The organism is Candidatus Aramenus sp. CH1 (assembly GCA_022678445.1).
Taxonomy (GTDB): Archaea; Thermoproteota; Thermoprotei_A; order Sulfolobales; family Sulfolobaceae; genus Aramenus.
In genome coordinates this window covers 34,757-51,535 of record JALBWU010000013.1, presented here as the reverse complement: position 1 = coordinate 51,535, position 16,779 = coordinate 34,757, and the positions used below count along the sequence as shown (strand labels likewise).

At 44.3% G+C, this 16,779-nt stretch carries 22 protein-coding genes and 1 tRNA gene; 7 read left to right on the top strand and 16 right to left on the bottom strand.

Going from position 1 to position 16,779, the window contains the following annotated elements; genetic code table 11:
- Positions 1–665: 665 nt before the first annotated feature.
- Positions 666–761 (top strand): hypothetical protein, encoded by a 96-nt coding sequence (locus MPF33_10240; protein ID MCI2415599.1) that lies wholly within the window; start codon positions 666–668, stop codon positions 759–761.
- On the opposite strand, the gene MPF33_10235 is transcribed toward MPF33_10240, so the two are convergent.
- The 7 genes from MPF33_10235 to MPF33_10205 all read right to left on the bottom strand — a co-directional run bounded on the left by MPF33_10235 (position 743) and on the right by MPF33_10205 (position 4,864).
- Positions 743–817: transfer RNA gene (locus MPF33_10235), tRNA-Val, on the bottom strand. The genes MPF33_10240 and MPF33_10235 overlap by 19 nt on opposite strands.
- A gap of 17 nt (positions 818–834) precedes the next feature.
- Positions 835–1,296 (bottom strand): RecB-family nuclease, encoded by a 462-nt coding sequence (locus MPF33_10230; protein MCI2415598.1) that lies wholly within the window; start codon positions 1,294–1,296, stop codon positions 835–837.
- Positions 1,271–2,248, bottom strand: coding sequence for a DNA cytosine methyltransferase (locus MPF33_10225; GenBank protein MCI2415597.1), 978 nt, complete (start codon positions 2,246–2,248; stop codon positions 1,271–1,273). Before MPF33_10225 ends, MPF33_10230 begins: the two co-directional genes overlap by 26 nt.
- The gene (gene tfe, locus MPF33_10220; protein ID MCI2415596.1) at positions 2,226–2,762 is read right to left on the bottom strand and encodes a transcription factor E; all 537 of its coding nucleotides are present in this window, start codon (positions 2,760–2,762) and stop codon (positions 2,226–2,228) included. The genes MPF33_10225 and tfe overlap by 23 nt, the downstream gene beginning before the upstream one ends.
- Positions 2,749–3,279, bottom strand: a complete 531-nt coding sequence (locus MPF33_10215) for a tRNA methyltransferase (GenBank protein ID MCI2415595.1) — start codon at positions 3,277–3,279, stop codon at positions 2,749–2,751. The genes tfe and MPF33_10215 overlap by 14 nt, the downstream gene beginning before the upstream one ends.
- A 5-nt stretch (positions 3,280–3,284) precedes the next feature.
- Positions 3,285–4,349, bottom strand: coding sequence for a GTPase HflX (hflX, locus tag MPF33_10210; GenBank protein MCI2415594.1), 1,065 nt, complete (start codon positions 4,347–4,349; stop codon positions 3,285–3,287).
- A complete protein-coding gene (locus MPF33_10205; protein MCI2415593.1) occupies positions 4,346–4,864 on the bottom strand; it encodes a multiprotein bridging factor aMBF1 in 519 nt (172 codons plus the stop codon). Before MPF33_10205 ends, hflX begins: the two co-directional genes overlap by 4 nt.
- Before the next feature lie 70 nt (positions 4,865–4,934).
- Here MPF33_10205 and MPF33_10200 point away from each other — a divergent pair, with 70 nt between their 5' ends.
- From MPF33_10200 to MPF33_10190, 3 genes are read left to right on the top strand one after another with little or no spacing between them, the layout of a single operon-like run.
- Complete coding sequence (locus MPF33_10200; GenBank protein MCI2415592.1) at positions 4,935–6,113, top strand: proteasome-activating nucleotidase; 1,179 nt, start codon at positions 4,935–4,937, stop codon at positions 6,111–6,113.
- Positions 6,106–6,633 (top strand): pseudouridine synthase, encoded by a 528-nt coding sequence (locus tag MPF33_10195; GenBank protein ID MCI2415591.1) that lies wholly within the window; start codon positions 6,106–6,108, stop codon positions 6,631–6,633. Before MPF33_10200 ends, MPF33_10195 begins: the two co-directional genes overlap by 8 nt.
- Positions 6,617–7,333: a PAC2 family protein gene (locus MPF33_10190; protein ID MCI2415590.1), complete on the top strand. Its 717-nt coding sequence runs from the start codon at positions 6,617–6,619 to the stop codon at positions 7,331–7,333. The genes MPF33_10195 and MPF33_10190 overlap by 17 nt, the downstream gene beginning before the upstream one ends.
- Here the strand turns inward: MPF33_10190 and tgtA are convergent.
- Together tgtA and MPF33_10180 are read right to left on the bottom strand one after the other, a co-directional pair.
- Positions 7,313–8,794 carry a tRNA guanosine(15) transglycosylase TgtA gene (gene tgtA / locus MPF33_10185; protein ID MCI2415589.1) on the bottom strand — a complete coding sequence of 494 codons (1,482 nt, stop codon included), beginning with the start codon at positions 8,792–8,794 and terminating at the stop codon, positions 7,313–7,315. The genes MPF33_10190 and tgtA overlap by 21 nt on opposite strands.
- The gene (locus tag MPF33_10180) at positions 8,794–9,231 is read right to left on the bottom strand and encodes an Lsm family RNA-binding protein (protein MCI2415588.1); all 438 of its coding nucleotides are present in this window, start codon (positions 9,229–9,231) and stop codon (positions 8,794–8,796) included. Before MPF33_10180 ends, tgtA begins: the two co-directional genes overlap by 1 nt.
- 105 nt (positions 9,232–9,336) lie before the next feature.
- Between MPF33_10180 and MPF33_10175 the strand changes: the two genes are divergently transcribed.
- A complete protein-coding gene (locus tag MPF33_10175) occupies positions 9,337–9,663 on the top strand; it encodes a DNA-directed RNA polymerase subunit G (GenBank protein MCI2415587.1) in 327 nt (108 codons plus the stop codon).
- A gap of 2 nt (positions 9,664–9,665) precedes the next feature.
- On the opposite strand, the gene psmB is transcribed toward MPF33_10175, so the two are convergent.
- From psmB to MPF33_10160, 3 genes are read right to left on the bottom strand one after another with little or no spacing between them, the layout of a single operon-like run.
- Complete coding sequence (gene psmB, locus MPF33_10170; GenBank protein MCI2415586.1) at positions 9,666–10,253, bottom strand: archaeal proteasome endopeptidase complex subunit beta; 588 nt, start codon at positions 10,251–10,253, stop codon at positions 9,666–9,668.
- Positions 10,254–10,285: 32 nt separating this feature from the next.
- Positions 10,286–11,554, bottom strand: coding sequence for a histidine--tRNA ligase (gene hisS, locus MPF33_10165; GenBank protein ID MCI2415585.1), 1,269 nt, complete (start codon positions 11,552–11,554; stop codon positions 10,286–10,288).
- Positions 11,555–11,557: 3 nt separating this feature from the next.
- Positions 11,558–11,935 carry a ribonuclease BN gene (locus MPF33_10160; GenBank protein ID MCI2415584.1) on the bottom strand — a complete coding sequence of 126 codons (378 nt, stop codon included), beginning with the start codon at positions 11,933–11,935 and terminating at the stop codon, positions 11,558–11,560.
- Positions 11,936–12,029: 94 nt separating this feature from the next.
- Here MPF33_10160 and MPF33_10155 point away from each other — a divergent pair, with 94 nt between their 5' ends.
- The gene (locus MPF33_10155; GenBank protein ID MCI2415583.1) at positions 12,030–12,572 is read left to right on the top strand and encodes a hypothetical protein; all 543 of its coding nucleotides are present in this window, start codon (positions 12,030–12,032) and stop codon (positions 12,570–12,572) included.
- Between the two features lie 55 nt (positions 12,573–12,627).
- Positions 12,628–14,298, top strand: coding sequence for a thermosome subunit (locus MPF33_10150; GenBank protein MCI2415582.1), 1,671 nt, complete (start codon positions 12,628–12,630; stop codon positions 14,296–14,298).
- Positions 14,299–14,301: 3 nt separating this feature from the next.
- Here the strand turns inward: MPF33_10150 and MPF33_10145 are convergent, their stop codons facing one another.
- The 4 genes from MPF33_10145 to MPF33_10130 all read right to left on the bottom strand — a co-directional run bounded on the left by MPF33_10145 (position 14,302) and on the right by MPF33_10130 (position 16,776).
- Positions 14,302–15,672 (bottom strand): ATP-binding protein, encoded by a 1,371-nt coding sequence (locus tag MPF33_10145; protein ID MCI2415581.1) that lies wholly within the window; start codon positions 15,670–15,672, stop codon positions 14,302–14,304.
- Positions 15,673–15,918: 246 nt separating this feature from the next.
- Positions 15,919–16,293: a hypothetical protein gene (locus MPF33_10140; GenBank protein ID MCI2415580.1), complete on the bottom strand. Its 375-nt coding sequence runs from the start codon at positions 16,291–16,293 to the stop codon at positions 15,919–15,921.
- A 2-nt stretch (positions 16,294–16,295) separates the two neighbouring features.
- Positions 16,296–16,535 (bottom strand): ubiquitin, encoded by a 240-nt coding sequence (locus tag MPF33_10135; protein ID MCI2415579.1) that lies wholly within the window; start codon positions 16,533–16,535, stop codon positions 16,296–16,298.
- 7 nt (positions 16,536–16,542) lie between these two features.
- On the bottom strand, positions 16,543–16,776 hold the full coding sequence (locus MPF33_10130) for a 30S ribosomal protein S17e (GenBank protein MCI2415578.1): 234 nt from the start codon (positions 16,774–16,776) through the stop codon (positions 16,543–16,545).
- Between the last annotated feature and the right edge of the window lie 3 nt (positions 16,777–16,779).

Here is a 16,779-nt window from a genome sequence, read left to right as displayed (position 1 = left end):
CGCAAGTTGGCGCTATAGTGAATGAGTACGGCATAATCGCGTTTCTAGTTGTTGAGTACAATACTTCGCGGCTCTACGCCTTCCATAACGTTAAGGTTGGCAGAAATCCCAAGGGGTGTCGTTAGCTGTCCTTTTGGTCGTTAACTTCACAGCGACGTCAACGGAGCGTTAAACATTGTGAAACTTGGAGTTAAGAAGATTGTCAACGCTTTGGCTCTTTCCTTTCTCTTCACATCACGGGGTATCTCCCTTAAAGGGGAGTAACGCTCAAGACCTATGCAGAACCCTCGCAGGGAGGGGAGTAGGTCAGACTGTTAGATAGTTTCATAATATTTTAAAAACTATATATATTCTGAAAGTTTAATAAATGCAGGCCGGCATAGCTCCAATGTCTGCTAAAAACGTTCCTTGGTAGAACTCTTGCTCTCCCCTTAGAGAGTTCTCCTCGTCAGTTTAGGTTTTTATATCTCGTTTTAGGGGCAGTCGAGAGGGTCTGAGAACCCCCTCCCACAGAAATTCGTGATTGTCATTACGCCTCTGCCGCACTCATAAACACATCTTGGGCAAGATAAGTGCGAATCCCTGTGTGTTATCGTCGCGTCTCTATAACAGTTGAAACAAAACGGTAAATGGCGAGCTAAAGGAAACTTTACGTAGGCCCCTTAATTGACGTCGTTAAGACGAACGTTAAATTGAAAAATAGCAGTGGGGGGGTCTTAGGGTGTATCCCCCTAACCCCACATGGGCCCGCTGGGATTTGAACCCAGGACCTCTGCCTTGTAAGGGCAGCGTCCTAACCAGGCTAGACGACGGGCCCTCCTTTTATCAACTTCTTCACTGACTACTTTTATTTTTTTCCATCAAGTTCTTTGACACTACGCAGTACATTAAAGCCCCTAACGACGCTACTGGACCAGGGTCTGCCTCTAACCCTGGCAGTTTGACCACCTTCCCTAGGCTCTGCTCTATTTTCGTGAAACCGCTTTCGATCCCAGGGAAAACTATTAGCACGTTCTTGTCAGCGTCGATTCCCTCTACACTAAGCTCCTCGCCAGCGGAACTGCTAACCAAATACACGTAGTCTGGCTTCAAGAGATCTATGGCGTCCTTTAGGTCTGGGAGAACTATGAAGGACTTTCCTGATTTAAACGCAATCTTACTTAGATCCGGTACGCCAGACTGTGCAGCAGTTCCCCCGACCTTTGTTAAAACGAGGTATTTTACGTTGAAAGTGAAGGCTGCCCTTGAGAACTCCATCAGCCTTTGGTAACTAGTGGCGTTGTGGAGACCTATCATCAAGGCCAAAGACGTTCACCCTTATAAAAGAGGCTATAGCAGTAGATAAGGCTACTGGAACTGCTTCCCCTACTTGGTTGTACTGCTCGTCCCTACTCCCTATAAACACGTGGTCGTCAGGGTAGCTCATTAGCCTAGCCTGTTCCCTTACGGTCAGATACCTATCGTGGAAGGGGTGGATGAACCTTGAGTTGCCCAAAACTGTGGGCGCCAAGTCGTAGGGATCAAGCCTTATGCCCACCGGTATTTCGCCTTTATGGCCCCTGAACATGGTTAAGTAGTCCCCGTAGCCTAATTTCGATATCTCTAGCATCTTCCTTTCCGGTATCTCGTGGATCTCGTGGTTTGGCACGTCAAAGTTGCCGTCGAGCCCCTCTAGAGCCTCGGCTACCGTAACCCTTTTACTTGAACGCCTTGGAGTGATCTTAACGTTTGATATGAAGACCCTCAGCCTCCTTGATGGATTCTCGTAATCCTCTGCGTGGAGGAAATTAAAGACCGGCTCGTAGCCGACTCTCCTGAACTCGTGAATTATGGCCTCCCTTAACTCTGCCGTCTCTACTATTGAGGGCACGTTTTCCATTACAAATACCTTTGGCCTAAGTTCTCCCACAAGCCTTATGAACTCTAAAGTGAGGTTTCCCCTTTCGTCTACGTATAACCTATCAATGGGGTTGTTAAGCCTTAAGGAGTTTGCAGCTGTGAAGGGCTCACAAGGCGGACTGCCTATAACAACTTCAGGAGGCTTCCCTACTACGTCTAGGATATCCCTTCCTGAAATTTCCCTTACGTCTCCTTCTATAACAACAGTGTCAGGAAAGTTGAGGGAATACGTCCTTGCCGCTGAGTGGTCTATATCTATAGCGAACGATATCTCGAATCCCTGGTTTCTGAAACCAAGCGAAAAGCCCCCTGCACCGCTAAAGAGGTCAACCACTCTTATTGGCTCCAAGTTTAGTCTCCTTGTTTATTTGCTCCTCAAGTTCTTTTATCTTCCTCTCTAGGACTTCCCTTACCTTCTTACTATCGTAGTACTCAAGCTGGGAACCGCAGCGTGGACACCTAAACTCGTTCTCGAAGGCTTCCTCAAACGTGTACTTAGTCTTATCCTCAGGGCAAATGTAGAAGTCGTTGTTCTGCTCGTACTCCAGCCTCGTCTTGAGCTTAGTTAATATCTCCCTCTTCCTGCTTAGTAAGATGTCGTTTATTTGATCCCTGTTCACCTTCCAGTAATATACGTACCAACCAGTTTCCTTGTCCCTAGAACGCCTGTAGCTAACTAAGCCTTGGTCAGCAAGCGCATATAGTTTCTTTCTAACCTCGTTTACTTTTACTCCGAGCTCGTTGGCGATCTCGTCGTCCGTTATCTCGATTTTCTTATTAAGGAGAAACTGTAAGACGTCCAGTACCTCCTCTCCTAAAAGCTCTTTAGCGAGGTTTACAATTAAGCCGTCAACGTCTGTCAACCCTTATCACCTTCTTTCCGGCCTCCTGAGGGATAATCAGTAATTTTGAGTCCTCAAATAATACATTTAGCTCTTCCCCCTTATATACCCTGTCTAGAAAAATTGCTAATGCAGCCACTTCCGAGTGCGGTTGGTTGCCTATGGCTATGTTGTAGTCAGCTTCCTTGTAGTACCAACCTTCGACCTTTTCTGCTCCTACAATAATTAATAGGTTATCTAAGCCTTCTATTAATTCTCTAGGTATAGAAGATATATTAATACCGTACATAGTTAAGTGAACAACCTTCCCACCCTTTTCCTTCCAAGAGCGCACAAGTTCCTTCGACGACGTAGTGAATTCAACCTTGAAGTCCCTGCCTCCCCAAAGTTCTTTGACCTTGTTTACTGAATCCAGAAGCTTTGGGTCTTCCCCTTCAATAAACACACCCCTGGCTCCGAACGCCCTCGCAACGAGGACAACGTGTGTGGTGACCCTCTTATCCCTTGAAGGTCTGTGCCCGAGCCTTAATACGTATATGTTTTTTACCTCACTAGCCTTAATATCTCCTCCCTCAGTTTATCTATGTTATAGAACTTGGTGGCCGAGGTAACTATAACGTTAACTATGGGGTTATAGAGTTCCTCGCTCAGCTTTGAGATCAGCTCCAGCTTTTCCTCGACCTCCTTAGAAGAGGTAACCTTGTCCACCTTGTTGGCTACGATCACTATGGGCTTACCGGAAACCCCAATCTCCCTTAGTATGGCAAAGGAGGACCTTATCATGTCCACGAGCAATGTGTCTGATAGGGATACGTCAATGACTAGGAGTATCCCGTTGGCGTACTTGATCTCCGAGAGCGTCACGAAAAACGCCTCGATGATTTGCGGAGGGATTCCCCTGATAAAGCCCACCGTGTCCACTAGAAGTACCTTTTTGCCGTCAACCTTTATCGAGTACCTCTTAGGAGACGTGGTAGTGAACATCGAGTTGTCGACTTTCTGCCTCAACCCAGTTAGGGCGTTGAAAATTGAGGTCTTTCCAGCGTTAGTGTAACCTGCAATTGCCACTGTTGGTAGACCGATTCTCTTGGCGTCCTGCAATTGCGTCTCCCTCATCTTCTTTAAGTGTTCCAGCTCCCTTGTTATCCTCGCTATTTTCCTGCGGTAGAGCCTCAGTTCAGCCTCGACTCCGTATACTCCGGCTCCTAGAGGTCCCTGTTGCTCAGTTATCTTTGTCTTCTTGTATAGGTCCTTTACTATAGGTAGTTCATATCTTAACTTGGCCAGCTCTATTTGCAGTTTTGCCTCCTTTGAGCCCGCGTGAAGGGCGAAGATCTCCAACAGCAGTAGGAGCTTGTCTATTACCTTTTTATTTGGCAACTTCTTGCCGAGATTTATGAAGTGCCTTGGCTTAAGCAAGGTAAAAACTATTATGGTTTCTACGTCCTCAGACTCTGCCAGCTTTTCTACTTTATCCTGAGGGATGTAAAACAGGGAGTTGGGGTCCTTAGGAAGTTTGAACACTTCTACTACGTCGTAACCCGCGTTCTCGGCTAGGGTTAAAGCTTCCTCTTTGTACTCATCTGATACAAACAGTACTGCTCTCACTCATTTCCCTCTCTAATGTTTACTACGTCTCCTAAGGTAAGTTCGTACTTGGCCTTGTTAGCGCCTCCCTCTTCACCCTTCTCTTCGACCTTAACCAGCAACTTGATGGATAGAACTCTTTCCAGCTCTCTAGCTTGCTGAATAGTGGGCTTAAGTCTACCCAGTTCAAACCTCTTTATGACGTTCTCCTGGACTTTCAGTTTTTGGGCCAAATCCTTAGTGGTCATGCCTAGGCTCTCCCTTGCCTGTCTAATCAGCTTAGGATAGTCGTCTACTATTTCCCAGACGTCCTCCTTGCTTTCTAGCTTAGGCTGCGCCTTCTGTTGCTTAGGGAGTTGTTGTTTTGGGGAGGTGTAGATAACCTTCTTTGGATCGACGATCTTAGAGTGGCCCTTGATCTTCGCGTAACAGGAGTTGCACACAGTAATGACGCTACCCTCATAACTTACGGTTATCCCCTTGCCCTTTATGGGAGAACCGCACAGCTCGCAGTAATTCTGTACCTCCTTCTGCATCTTCTCACTATATAATAGATAGCAACAAACATTTTTAGCCTATCTCATAAACTGAATATATTGGGTAAGTTTGTCTGGGAACCTTGACTTCTCAAGAGATAATTCTGAATCTGACGAGCAAGTGATAAGGTTACTTGAGGAAAAAATTAAGGCATTGCAAGTAGAGACCGAGAGCCTCAGGAAGGAGCTAAATTATTATAAGTCAGAGCTGGAGAAATTGCTTAGCCCTCCCCTGATAGAGGCAATAGTGCTAGACGTTTTAGAAGATAAGAGAGTGATAGTGAGGAGCACTTCTGGACCCAACTTAGTCGTAAACGTTAGCGATAACGTTAACTTATCCAAGTTAAGGCCTGGGGTCCAAGTTGCCCTAAACCAAAGGGGTTCTACTATAGTGGAGATCTTGCCCAATAGGGAAGATCCTCTAGTCAAGACAATGGAAGTTGAGGAGAGGCCCAACGTGAGGTATAGTGATATAGGAGGGCTATCTAGACAGATCCAGGAACTGAGGGAGGTAATCGAGTTACCTCTCAAGAACCCAGAGTTGTTTAAGGAGCTTGGAATACAGCCACCTAAGGGCGTGTTGCTCTACGGACCACCAGGCACAGGGAAGACGATGCTAGCTAAAGCTGTAGCTGCCGAGAGTAACGCCACATTTATCCACGTAGTAGCGTCAGAGTTTGCCCAGAAGTTCGTCGGAGAGGGTGCAAGGATAGTTAGGGAAGTGTTCGAGTTAGCTAGAAAGAAAGCTCCATCCATAATATTCATAGACGAAATCGACGCCATAGGTGCCAAGAGAGTAGATCTAGGTACGAGCGGGGAGAGGGAGATTCAGAGAACCCTCATGCAACTACTGGCTGAGCTAGACGGTTTTCATCCACTAGATAACGTAAAGATAATTGCAGCTACTAACAGGGTGGACATACTGGATCCAGCATTGTTGAGGCCAGGGAGGTTTGACAGACTTATTGAAATACCATTGCCTGACGTCGGTGCTAGGAAGGAAATATTCAACATATACATAAAGAAAATGAAAGTAAGGCTAGAGGACTTCGACCTAGAGAGAATAGCCAGGATGACTGAAGGGTTTAGCGGAGCTGACATAAGGAACGTGTGCACTGAGGCAGGCTACATAACTATAAGGGAAGGAAGAAGGGAAATAACGTTCTCAGACTTCGTGAGGGCCATAGAGAGACTTCAAGATAAGAATAAGAGGGATTTCCACAAATCGAGAGAAGAGAAGTATGCGTGAGAAGGCGGAGAAGTTTGTTACAAAGCCAGAGAGCTTGATGGACTTTGACTTCATTTACTTAAAGACAATAGCCGAATACCAGTTTGACCCAAATGTTGCAGACTGCCTTTTTCCGGAAAAGTCCCCTTTTTCTGTCCAAAGGTCGCTCAACACTTGGAGGATTAGGAACGTACTAAAAGATAATAGACTTTACCTTGTCCTTAAGGCCCAGGATAACTTGTTTTCCTTAACTGACTTGTCGTCTTCAACTATTAAGGAATGTACAAAGACTCCCGAGTACAGAGTTATCGTCCCTAACGACATAGCAGAGGTAATAAGAAAGGGCGGCAACGTTTTCTCTAAACACGTGATCCAGGCTGATAAGTCCTTGAGGGCTGGGGACTACGTACTGGTGGTGAATGAGGAAGACCGGCTAATAGCCTACGGAAAAATGAAGGTTTCTGGAGAGGAGGCAATAGAATATAAGAAAGGAGTAGCCGTAAATGTTAAGGGGAGAATTAAAAATGAAGATAATACTTAAGGACGTGGACGAGAGCCAGCTTAAGCACGCGTATTACATTACTGGATTTAGAACGCTTGGAGAAGTTGGTTACTTGGCTACCAGACATATTGTACTGCAGAGGAAAATGAAGAGGATAGGCTACATAACGACCAAATACCTTACTGCCGTTACCTTCCTTGACGAGTACGGAATAGTTACTCCTTACGAGCTATTTTACGACGAAGAAAGCCATATAATAGTCCAACTGAATCACGTGTTACCGATTGAGAGGGAATGGAATGCGTACTCGAAGAGGGTAATAGACTGGATCAAGAAGCTAGAGGTAAAGAACGCGATATTTATCGGTGGGTTAGACAAGAACTACAGAACTAGCAACGAGAAGCTCAAGTGGATTAAGACGTCCAAAAGCAACGTGGAACTAGACTATCCAATCTTGGACAAACAGTTAATCATGGTAGGCCCCTTAGCCCTCTATACCGTCTATTCCGAGATATATGACATACCGGCCACCGTAATTTTGCCCTATGCCGATAGGGACAGGATAGATCCGGCAGCCGCTGCAGCCGCAATAGAAGCTGTAAATAAGATCCTTGGCCTTAACATAGACGTAAGCGAGCTTTACGAGGACGCCAAAAGAATAGAAGAGGAAATAAAGAAACAGCTTGAGTACCTTCAAAAGGAATACAGTAAATCGTCGCTAGATAGACATTACATGTGAGAGCCTTGAGCTTTCGCATTCAATGAATTCCACTTTATCGTATTTTTTACTCGCCAGGAACTTCTTGATGATGTTCAACGTCTCTGTGATAACACTCTCGGATACCTCGGAAGGCAACTCGAATTGGGCCAGAGGATAGGACTCCGATATAAGGGCTGGAATTAGACCGTAGAAAGGAATTGTTATGTACACGTCGCTGTCTTGGTAGTGCCTCTGGAGAACGCTTCTTACCTTAGGGTCGTTGATAAAGGGAACCGAAAGGTTGTCTCCACATATTATTATAGCCTTACTGTGCTTCCTAGTCGTCGACTCTAAGAACCTCCTGTGCCTTAACATTTCAGGCCTATACAAGGAGTTCTCGTCGTAAAGGAACATTCCCCTTACTTCACCCTTAACTCTCGGATCGTACTTCTCCAAGTACTCCGCGTACTTTAGCACCCTTCTGAAAGCGGAATAGACGCTTGGGTGAGCGTATGATTTCTCCTGGAGGTATTCAAACAGTCTGTTCTCTCTTATGGCTAGCTTAGTTTCGTTTATTTCCTCAACGATCTTGTACAAGTTATGGATGGCCAAAAGCCTTGTTCTTTCTTTTTTGTCCATTTCCATGAGTTCCTTAGGCGTGTACCTAGAGCAAACTGGACAGCTACATGGGAAGTAATCCATTTCTTCTAGCCTATAGGTTCTACTCCTTGTGATGTATCTGTTGTCTCTAGCGTAAATTATGTAGGAGGCTGAATCAAACGAGTCAACCCCTAAGGCTACGACAAAAGGTATTATCTGGGGGAGACCTCCCCCAAACAAGTGCAGAGGTTTTCCTCTTGAGATAGAAGACCTCACGGCAAATATCATGTCAATAAGCGTCACATAGTCATATTCCTGCATTACCACTGTAGGGCTTCCCAAGGCCAGAAACTTATAAGGGGTTTTGTCGGCAAACTTTGCTGAGTAGGACAATAAGTCTAGAAACCTTCCCCCTTGTATTGGATGAACCCAAACGATATCGCTAGAGGAAGAAATCAACTCTAGAGCCTCTTTTCCCCTCTTTATGGTCTCCTCTACCGTGATCTTGGCATCTTCGTAACTTTCTGTGTTGCCGGTTGGTAAATCTAGGAACACAGCTATATCTGGCTTTATCTTTAACTGATACTCCACGACTTCCCTGTTGGTGATCTCAACACTTCCGTACTGGAGTATCTGATATGCTCCAGAATCCGTCATTATGCTTCCGTCGAAGTTTAGCTCCTTGTGTATGTCGTCGTTGACGAGCTTATTCTTATGCAAGATGTACGAATTTGTTATGAACTGTTTTAGTCCCAGTTTCTTTAAATCTTCTACGCTCAACTCAGGCTTCAGCGGATTCACTACAGGAAAGAAAATTGGGGACTCCAGCCTTTGACTCCTGGTCTCTAAGTTACCTATCCTACCAGCTAGATCCTCGTCCTTTACCTCAAAGTCCCCTATCATTTGTTCTCTTTCCTCTTCTTTGAAACGTAATCGTTATAAATGTCGAAGACCCTTTGGGCTAACGGTCCACTTCCTTCTACTCCAGCCTCCGTTACTTTGATTTTCTCCAGCACAGTCACTACCCCCGCTTCTTCGTATACCTTGACGTCTCCTGGCCTGAGGTTGAGCGATTTTTCCACTAGATCGGCGAACTCTTTAACGTCAAATAATGGAGCGGTCTTAACAAGGATTTCTGTTATATTGTTTCCGTTAAGTATAACCTTAAAGTAACTGTTATTGTCGTTGTCTTTGGCGTTCGCTAAACTAATTATAAATGGATTAAGCTCATACGCTGATAACTGTCCCACATACGTTCTGTTATTATTTAGCCTCACCACAACTGTCTTGTCCAATAACGAATTCATATCCGAGACTATTCTTCTCGTAGCGCTCATAGCTCTGCCCCACTAAATTAATATATATCAACTTAAATAAGGAAATGAAAAAGCTTGCTCGCGGGAAATAACTATAAACTCGAAAAGACCTGTAACATCGCTTCCGTGGAACCAGGAGCACTCAGAGGTATTGACTTAATTAATCTTGAATGCGAGGATTTGAAGGTAAACGTTGACATGATATCGTCGATTAACGTTTTCTCACCAGGGGAGAAAGTAAAACTTGTTATAGCGAAATCAAGACCAGAGTTCACTGAAAGGGACTTCTGCGGTCATGGATACGTGGTGACTGAGAAGAAGCAGTCTAACAAGTACGTTACATTAATATCGATTTTCGGACCTCTGATTAGGATAGAGTCTGAGAACAGCTTCCTCTCAAGCAATAACTTAAGCGTAATGGATCACGTATACGTATGCTTATTAAAAAGCTAAAGTTAAGCTGATATAAATTCTGAGTCTATCTTGTCCCTTGTTATCGTTAATACGTCAATACCGTCTCCTGATGTCACGTCTCTCTCTATCGATGCCCTTAGAGCCCTTATTACAAGTTCCTTACCCTCGCTTACGCTTAAGGTATCTTTGTATTCCGATTCTAGGACTCCTATGGCCACTCTCGCGCCAGAACCTACCGCAGCGTAGACGTCGTCAAGGAGGGAGCCAAGTGGGTCTAGTACGAAGAATTGCGGTGTTCCGTCGTCGATTCCGCCAAACAGTATTTCAGATATGAACGGCATGTACTTATACTGGTACAGTAAAACTGAAAGTAGTTTCGCTGCTGCCTTAGTAGTTATAGGTCTATTATTTGCCAACTCATAATACTTGATCTCTACGTTCATTATCCTCACTATACTTTGGAAGTCCCCAAACAGCCCAGCGCCTGCTATGCCAAATCTTCCCAAGGAGAAGACCTTCTTCGCTGATTTGCTCAGTACATATCCACCATAACTTAGCCTCCTTACAGCACCGAGTATGACTCCATCTTTTAGCTTAATTCCAACTGCAGTTGAGGGAAGCTCCTCCATACTATATCAACACTATAGAAGAGGAGCAGAAGTTATAATATTTGTCTCAAACGGTCTAAAATCTCGCCTATCCCTACAACCTCCTGCTTTCTAGATGATAGGTCTCTAATTGTGACCTTTTGAGAAGATTTTTCGTTAGTGCCAATAATTAACGCAACCTTAACGTTCTGCTCATAATACGCCATAAGCAATTTCCCTAATTGCTGTTCCTTCACGTTGAATAAGGTAGATATCCCCTTCTCCCTCAACAAATTGGTGATAACTAGCGCGTAGTCTATAACTGAATCGTCTAAGGCTATCACTACGACTTGGGGCTGTGACTTTCTCTCGTAATCGAGTACTGCTGAGGTTCTCTCAATACCTAATGCAAAGCCTATTGCGGGAGTCCTTGGACCCCCATAGACTTCAACTAAGCCGTCGTATCTTCCTCCGCCCGCTATGCTGAAGTTCACCTTCGGATGGATAACTTCGAATATCACGCCAGTGTAGTACGCCAATCCCCTCACGAAGCTCAAATCTACGCTGAGTCTCACCCCTAGACTTCCTAGAACTTGGACTATCTTCCTTATCCTTTCTACCTCCTCAGCTAGTCCCTTTATACTAACTGAGCTAATTAGCCCATCTACGTTCTCCATCTTGACCTCTGACCGAATTAGCTTAGTCGCAAAGTCGATTCCGGCACTGTCCTTGACGTGATCCTGCAATATTTGAAGAGCCTCGTCCTTCTTCCCTTTGTCTATCAAGTGTAATAGGTGCTCTTGAAGGTTGTCTTCAATTCCATATTTTCTAAATAACAATCTATATATTCCTATATTGTTAATTTTTATCGAAATCTCGTCGGCTATTCCCAGCTTCTTGTAAAAATTATACAAAAGATCTAGAACCTCCACGTCACTGTATAGGCTGTCAGAGCCGAGGAGTTCTATTCCCGCTTGCCTGAACTCCCTATATCTGCCCTGCTGTGGTTCGTCGTATCTATAGACCCTACCTATGTAATAAAGCCTTACTGGTTTCGGAATGTGTTGCATGCTATTAAGGTATAGCCTGACAATGCTTGGAGTTATTTCAGGCCTTAAGGCCAGTTCCCTGCCAGCCTTGTCCAAGAACACGTACATTGTGTTCCTTATCTCCTCACCGCCCTTTAACGAGAATAGCTCGAATTCCTCTACTATTGGAGTTATTGCTTCGTTGTAACCAGCTAACTCCACGTGAGTCCTAAAAAGCTGTTCTATGTATCTGATCTTCTGTGCTTCCTCGAATACTAGATCCCTCATTCCGCGGGGTGGTTCGGTAGATACCATTAACTAACCCTTAGCTAACTTTGTTTCGTCGATGCTATAATAAGTTATATCTCCGTATTTATCGACAATCGATATGTATACCTCTACGTGTAACGACTTAGCCATAGCTAATATTCTTTCTAGATCTGTCACGTTTATAGGCTGATTCTCAGTTAATACGTAAATCAGAGCCCTATACCCATTTGAGCCTTTATCTTTGAGCCAAATGAAGTTCCCAGAAATTACTGGATTCTTTCCCCTAGACCTAAGGTCCAAATAGACCACAATTTTATCCCAGAGTAACGCGTCATTTCCGTAGTTGCTGGAGATGTAATTACCGATTTCAGAGGCGTCCTTTGGGCTCCCCACGTTCCTTATTATCCCTTCCAATACGTCCTCCATTGTCACTTGCATCACCGGAAACTTTTGGTTAACTCAGCGACTCTTTACACTTCACTATAAACTAGTATATAATATATAAGGAGACTAAAAACTTATGAGATGCCCCTCTTGCGGATCGGCTAACATAGTCTGGACTGAAAGTTCCGTTGTATGTGGGAACTGCGGTCTGGTAATTGACGAGCAAAAATACGACTACTCTCCCCTATCTTTTTCCGAAGAAGTAGTGGACTTAACTGGTACAATGAGGCTATCGGAAAGGGCAAAATACGTGACCACCTATATACGCGACCACATATCAAGCAATGAGTTTAATAGGCGTAAATTCTTGCTGAGGGTCGACGAAGAAGGAAAGCTGGGAGTAATTAGCAGAGAGGGCGTTCTAGCACTAGAGCTCTTAAAAAAGGACCCTACTGCGCACAAAATATACTTAATAATAAATGAAGAAGGTTACCTTTCTGGAGCTAAGATAAAGACTAGAGTGGCAGTGAGTTTCTACTTAAGTGGATATAAGGGCAAAAAGATGAAGGACATCCTACGGAAACTTAACGTAAACGAGAAGCACTTTAGAAGAGTTTTAAGAAAAATACCTCTAGGGGCGAAGATCAGAATAATCGAAAAAGCGGTTGGTGAGAGTTAACAAAAAATTTTTATATAAGCTCTTTCTAAGAGAAAGTGGAAAAGGTGAGTCGAATATGGCCTCAACTTCCACTGCTACAGTTGCAACTACACCTGAAGGAATTCCGGTCATAATTTTAAAAGAGGGTTCAAGTAGGACTTACGGCAAGGAAGCAGTAAGAGTTAACATAGCTGCAGTAAAGGCCGTTGAAGAGGCCTTGAAGAGCACTTATGGACCTAGAGGAATGGACAAGATGTTAGTTGACAGCCTAGGAGACATAACCATAACCAACGACGGTGCAACGATCCTCGACAAGATGGACCTACAACACCCAGCAGCAAAGCTCTTGGTCCAGATAGCTAAGGGTCAGGACGAGGAGACTGCTGATGGAACTAAGACTGCAGTGATTTTCGCAGGAGAGCTGGTTAGAAGGGCAGAGGAACTCCTTTACAAAGAGATTCATCCCACCATTATCATTAGTGGTTACAAGAAAGCAGAGGAAGTAGCCCTTCAGACTATACAGGAAATAGCTCAGCCTGTGTCGATAAACGACACTGATGTTCTAAGGAAAGTCGCAATGACGTCTTTGAGCAGCAAGGCCGTTGCAGGGGCTAGGGAGTACATAGCTGACGTAGTTGTTAAAGCAGTAACTCAAGTGGCTGAGCTGAGGGGCAACAAGTGGTACGTTGACTTAGACAACGTACAAATAGTCAAGAAGGCTGGCGGGAGCATAAACGACACCCAGCTGGTTTACGGCATAATAGTAGACAAGGAAGTAGTTCATCCTGGAATGCCCAAGAGAGTAGAGAACGCGAAGATAGCCCTAATAGACGCTTCCCTAGAAGTGGAGAAGCCTGAGCTGGACGCGGAGATCAGAATTAACGACCCAACTCAGATGCAGAAGTTCCTTGAAGAAGAGGAGAACTTAATCAAGGAGAAGGTAGACAAGATACTTGCAACTGGCGCAAACGTGATAATCTGCCAGAAGGGTATTGACGAGGTAGCCCAGTCCTACCTAGCTAAGAAAGGAGTTCTAGCTGTAAGGAGGGCTAAGAAGAGCGACCTAGAGAAGCTAGCTAGGGCCACAGGAGGAAGGGTAGTATCTAACATTGACGAGATCACCTCACAAGACTTGGGATATGCCTCACTGGTAGAGGAAAGGAAAGTAGGAGAAGATAAAATGGTGTTCGTTGAAGGTGCTAAGAACCCCAAGTCGATTAGCATACTGATCAGGGGAGGCCTTGAGAGGCTAGTAGACGAGACTGAGAGATCTATCAAGGACGCCCTAGGAACTGTTGCCGATGTAGTAAGGGACGGAAGAGTTGTGGCTGGAGGAGGGGCAGTAGAGATAGAAGTGGCTAAGAGGTTAAGGAAGTACGCTCCACAAGTAGGAGGGAAGGAGCAGCTTGCAATAGAAGCTTACACAAACGCACTAGAGGGTCTAGTAACTATCTTAATCGAAAACGCTGGATTTGATCCAATAGACTTACTGATGAAACTGAGGAGCACTCACGAAAACGAGACGCAGAAGTGGTACGGAATTGATCTCTACACTGGGCAGCCAGTTGATATGTGGCAGAAGGGAGTCATAGAACCTGCACTGGTAAAGATGAACGCAATAAAGGCAGCCACAGAAGCTGCTACGCTAATACTCAGAATAGACGACATTGTGAGCGCAGGCAAGAAGAGCGGCGGAGAGACCAAGGGAGAAAAGGGCGGAGAGAAGAAGTCCTCTGAAGAGGACTAAGATTTAAATCTTTTTAATTTTTATCAATATTGGTATTTTTATATTAGGGGCCGAAAGTATAGCCTCACCTACGTCTAGTTTGTCCATTACCGAGTACATGTTAGATGGAAGGGACATAGACTCGCCCAGAATTCTCTTGTCTATGTCGGACTTTATTGCGTGAACTATCTTTACGTTGGTGTTTTTCATGACATTTGGAGATATCGAAGAAGGAGACTGAGACACTATGCAAAGTCCTATGCCAAATTTCCTTACCTCAGAGATTAGCTTATCTATAAACTCGTTCTCCGCCTGGAAGTAATTTTGCGCCTCTTCAACCAGAATAAGGAGTTTCCTGTTTGCTCTTCCAGCCATATAATAGTCGGACACTAACTTCATGACGAAAAGGCCGTATAACCTCCTCAGCCTCAAGTTATTTATAAAGCTCAAGTCGAATATTACACCGTTTAGCGACAAGAGAGAATTAAGATCTGGGTTCTGGTCGGCGTTAAACAACGTCTTACCCTTAGCAGTAAATAATGGGTATAATTTCCTCGCTAACGCATATTTGACTTCCTTTATCCAATTTGATTGGTCGTTTACGTTCTTCAAGAGGTTGAAGAGGTCAGACAGGCTGCCTTCAGATTTCTTAACCTTTGATACTAGGACAAACAAAAGGAACCTCTGTGGATCTGTAAGCTGTAATACATCGCTTAAGATCTCTATCGTATCGTCTATGTCGTTAAACTTGAGTGGATTCAGTTTAAATACATTGCCTTGGTCGAAAACAGTGAATTCCGGTAGCTTTTGCCTATATTCCCCGTGCCAGTCAAGGATTAGAACGTTGAAACCTTTGTTTATTAACTCCTTCGCTAATAAGCTGGCTGTATTGGACTTACCGCTCCCCGTACTCCCAAATATTCCTATGTGTCTGAGAACATCTGATGCCATTATTCCCACTGGCACTGCTTGATTTCTCACGACCATTTCTCCTATCTCTACGTCGTAGTTAACCACCAGTCTGTCCATTGCAACCGGAGAGTCCACCTTCAAGTCTGTGATTCTGGCAAAAGTAACGTTTCCAAAGGACCTTGGTAATGGTATAGACTCAGTTGTAACGGAAACGGGCTCCAGCGAAACGTGAGGGGCAACTACACTGGCTATTTCAGCGACGTATTGAAACTCTTTAGCTACTTCCTCTACGCAATTCTCGCATTCCTTAAATACAATAATAGACGAAGACGCTTGTTTTCCGCTTACGGAGGTGACAATAACGTATTTGACGCCGTTAGCCTTGCTCCTCGACAGAAGCGCTCCCAATAGGTTATTAAGCTCCCTTTGTACGTCCACTTGCGCTTTGTCGGCCTCCTGTTTACCCACCAGCCTTGCCGCCACGCCAGTTATAGTTTTATTCTCAGCATTTACAGTAAAAACGTTATTTTTTACCATGATTTCCCTTATTTTGGTTTTAACTTTTTTACTAAGCGCACTGGTTGATACAATAATTACTACTATAATAATCGAGACAATATAATAAATCTCATTTAATGCAATAATATTGAAGGAAAATAGTATAATCACTATCGATATTGCTATTAAGACTAGCGGATAGAGCCTAGATAACATGTAAACCTTTAGAGTTTATTTTGAGTGACGCTTGGGTGAATTTATAGCGTTAAAGGTCAGCATTAGTCTCTCGTCGAGGCTTTCAATGGCTACTGGGCTATACTTTTCTGGGTCGCCTCCGCAACACCTTATTAGATACCCATATTCCCCCTCTTTCAACTTATTGGCCTCTATAGCCTCTTTTATCTGGTCTGTGGAGCTCAGCAGAAGCAGGAAAAGGATCGTCTTATCCTTGATATTTTGACTGGGTGAGTTAAAGAAAATATAGCAAGCTTGTCTCACCACTGAAACTGGAGGAAGCCTTCTAACTACTTGAGTAACGCATTCCCCCGTGTAACTTATCTTCCCTTTAAGGCTCTCGCTCCATGACACCTTCTCTATCTCTATCAAACTTATCCACCGTGGTTTATCGGAATTACCTTAACTACGTCGTCTCGAGATAGTTCGCCACTGCTAACAACCCTTATGTCCTTGTCGTTTACCAAGACTATATACCCTGGTTTAATCCTGCCTTTATCGTCAACAATACCTAACTCGTTTAATTTCTTAAAAACAACGTGAATGGAATTGCCCTCTATTTCAACGCTCTTTCCATGTTGTCTAGAGAGGGGGCCTTCAAAAACTAACCTCACCAAAACATCATTCCTCTCCCATTTCCTCTTCTACTTCTCTACTTGTAACCGCCCTTTTCGACTTCTTAGCATACCTTGTCAGATACCCTGCTATCCTGTTCCTTACCTTCTTCGAGTACACTTCAAGGTACTTGGATACAAGCTCCTTGTTCTTTCCAAAATCTTCAGTGACCTCGTCCTTGTACTTTTCGTAAAGTTCCTCGGCCACCCTCTTAATATCACGCGTATATATATTACCCATGGT

Bases quoted from the DNA above. Each gene is read 5' to 3' on its own strand.
- MPF33_10230 (MCI2415598.1), bottom strand. From the start codon at position 1,296: ATGATAGGTCTCCACAACGCCACTAGTTACCAAAGGCTGATGGAGTTC.
- MPF33_10205 (MCI2415593.1), bottom strand. From the start codon at position 4,864: ATGCAGAAGGAGGTACAGAATTACTGCGAGCTGTGCGGTTCTCCCATA.
- MPF33_10195 (MCI2415591.1), top strand. From the start codon at position 6,106: ATGCGTGAGAAGGCGGAGAAGTTTGTTACAAAGCCAGAGAGCTTGATG.
- MPF33_10190 (MCI2415590.1), top strand. From the start codon at position 6,617: ATGAAGATAATACTTAAGGACGTGGACGAGAGCCAGCTTAAGCACGCG.
- MPF33_10180 (MCI2415588.1), bottom strand. From the start codon at position 9,231: ATGAGCGCTACGAGAAGAATAGTCTCGGATATGAATTCGTTATTGGAC.
- psmB (MCI2415586.1), bottom strand. From the start codon at position 10,253: ATGGAGGAGCTTCCCTCAACTGCAGTTGGAATTAAGCTAAAAGATGGA.
- hisS (MCI2415585.1), bottom strand. From the start codon at position 11,554: ATGGTATCTACCGAACCACCCCGCGGAATGAGGGATCTAGTATTCGAG.
- MPF33_10160 (MCI2415584.1), bottom strand. From the start codon at position 11,935: ATGGAGGACGTATTGGAAGGGATAATAAGGAACGTGGGGAGCCCAAAG.
- MPF33_10155 (MCI2415583.1), top strand. From the start codon at position 12,030: ATGAGATGCCCCTCTTGCGGATCGGCTAACATAGTCTGGACTGAAAGT.
- MPF33_10150 (MCI2415582.1), top strand. From the start codon at position 12,628: ATGGCCTCAACTTCCACTGCTACAGTTGCAACTACACCTGAAGGAATT.
- MPF33_10130 (MCI2415578.1), bottom strand. From the start codon at position 16,776: ATGGGTAATATATATACGCGTGATATTAAGAGGGTGGCCGAGGAACTT.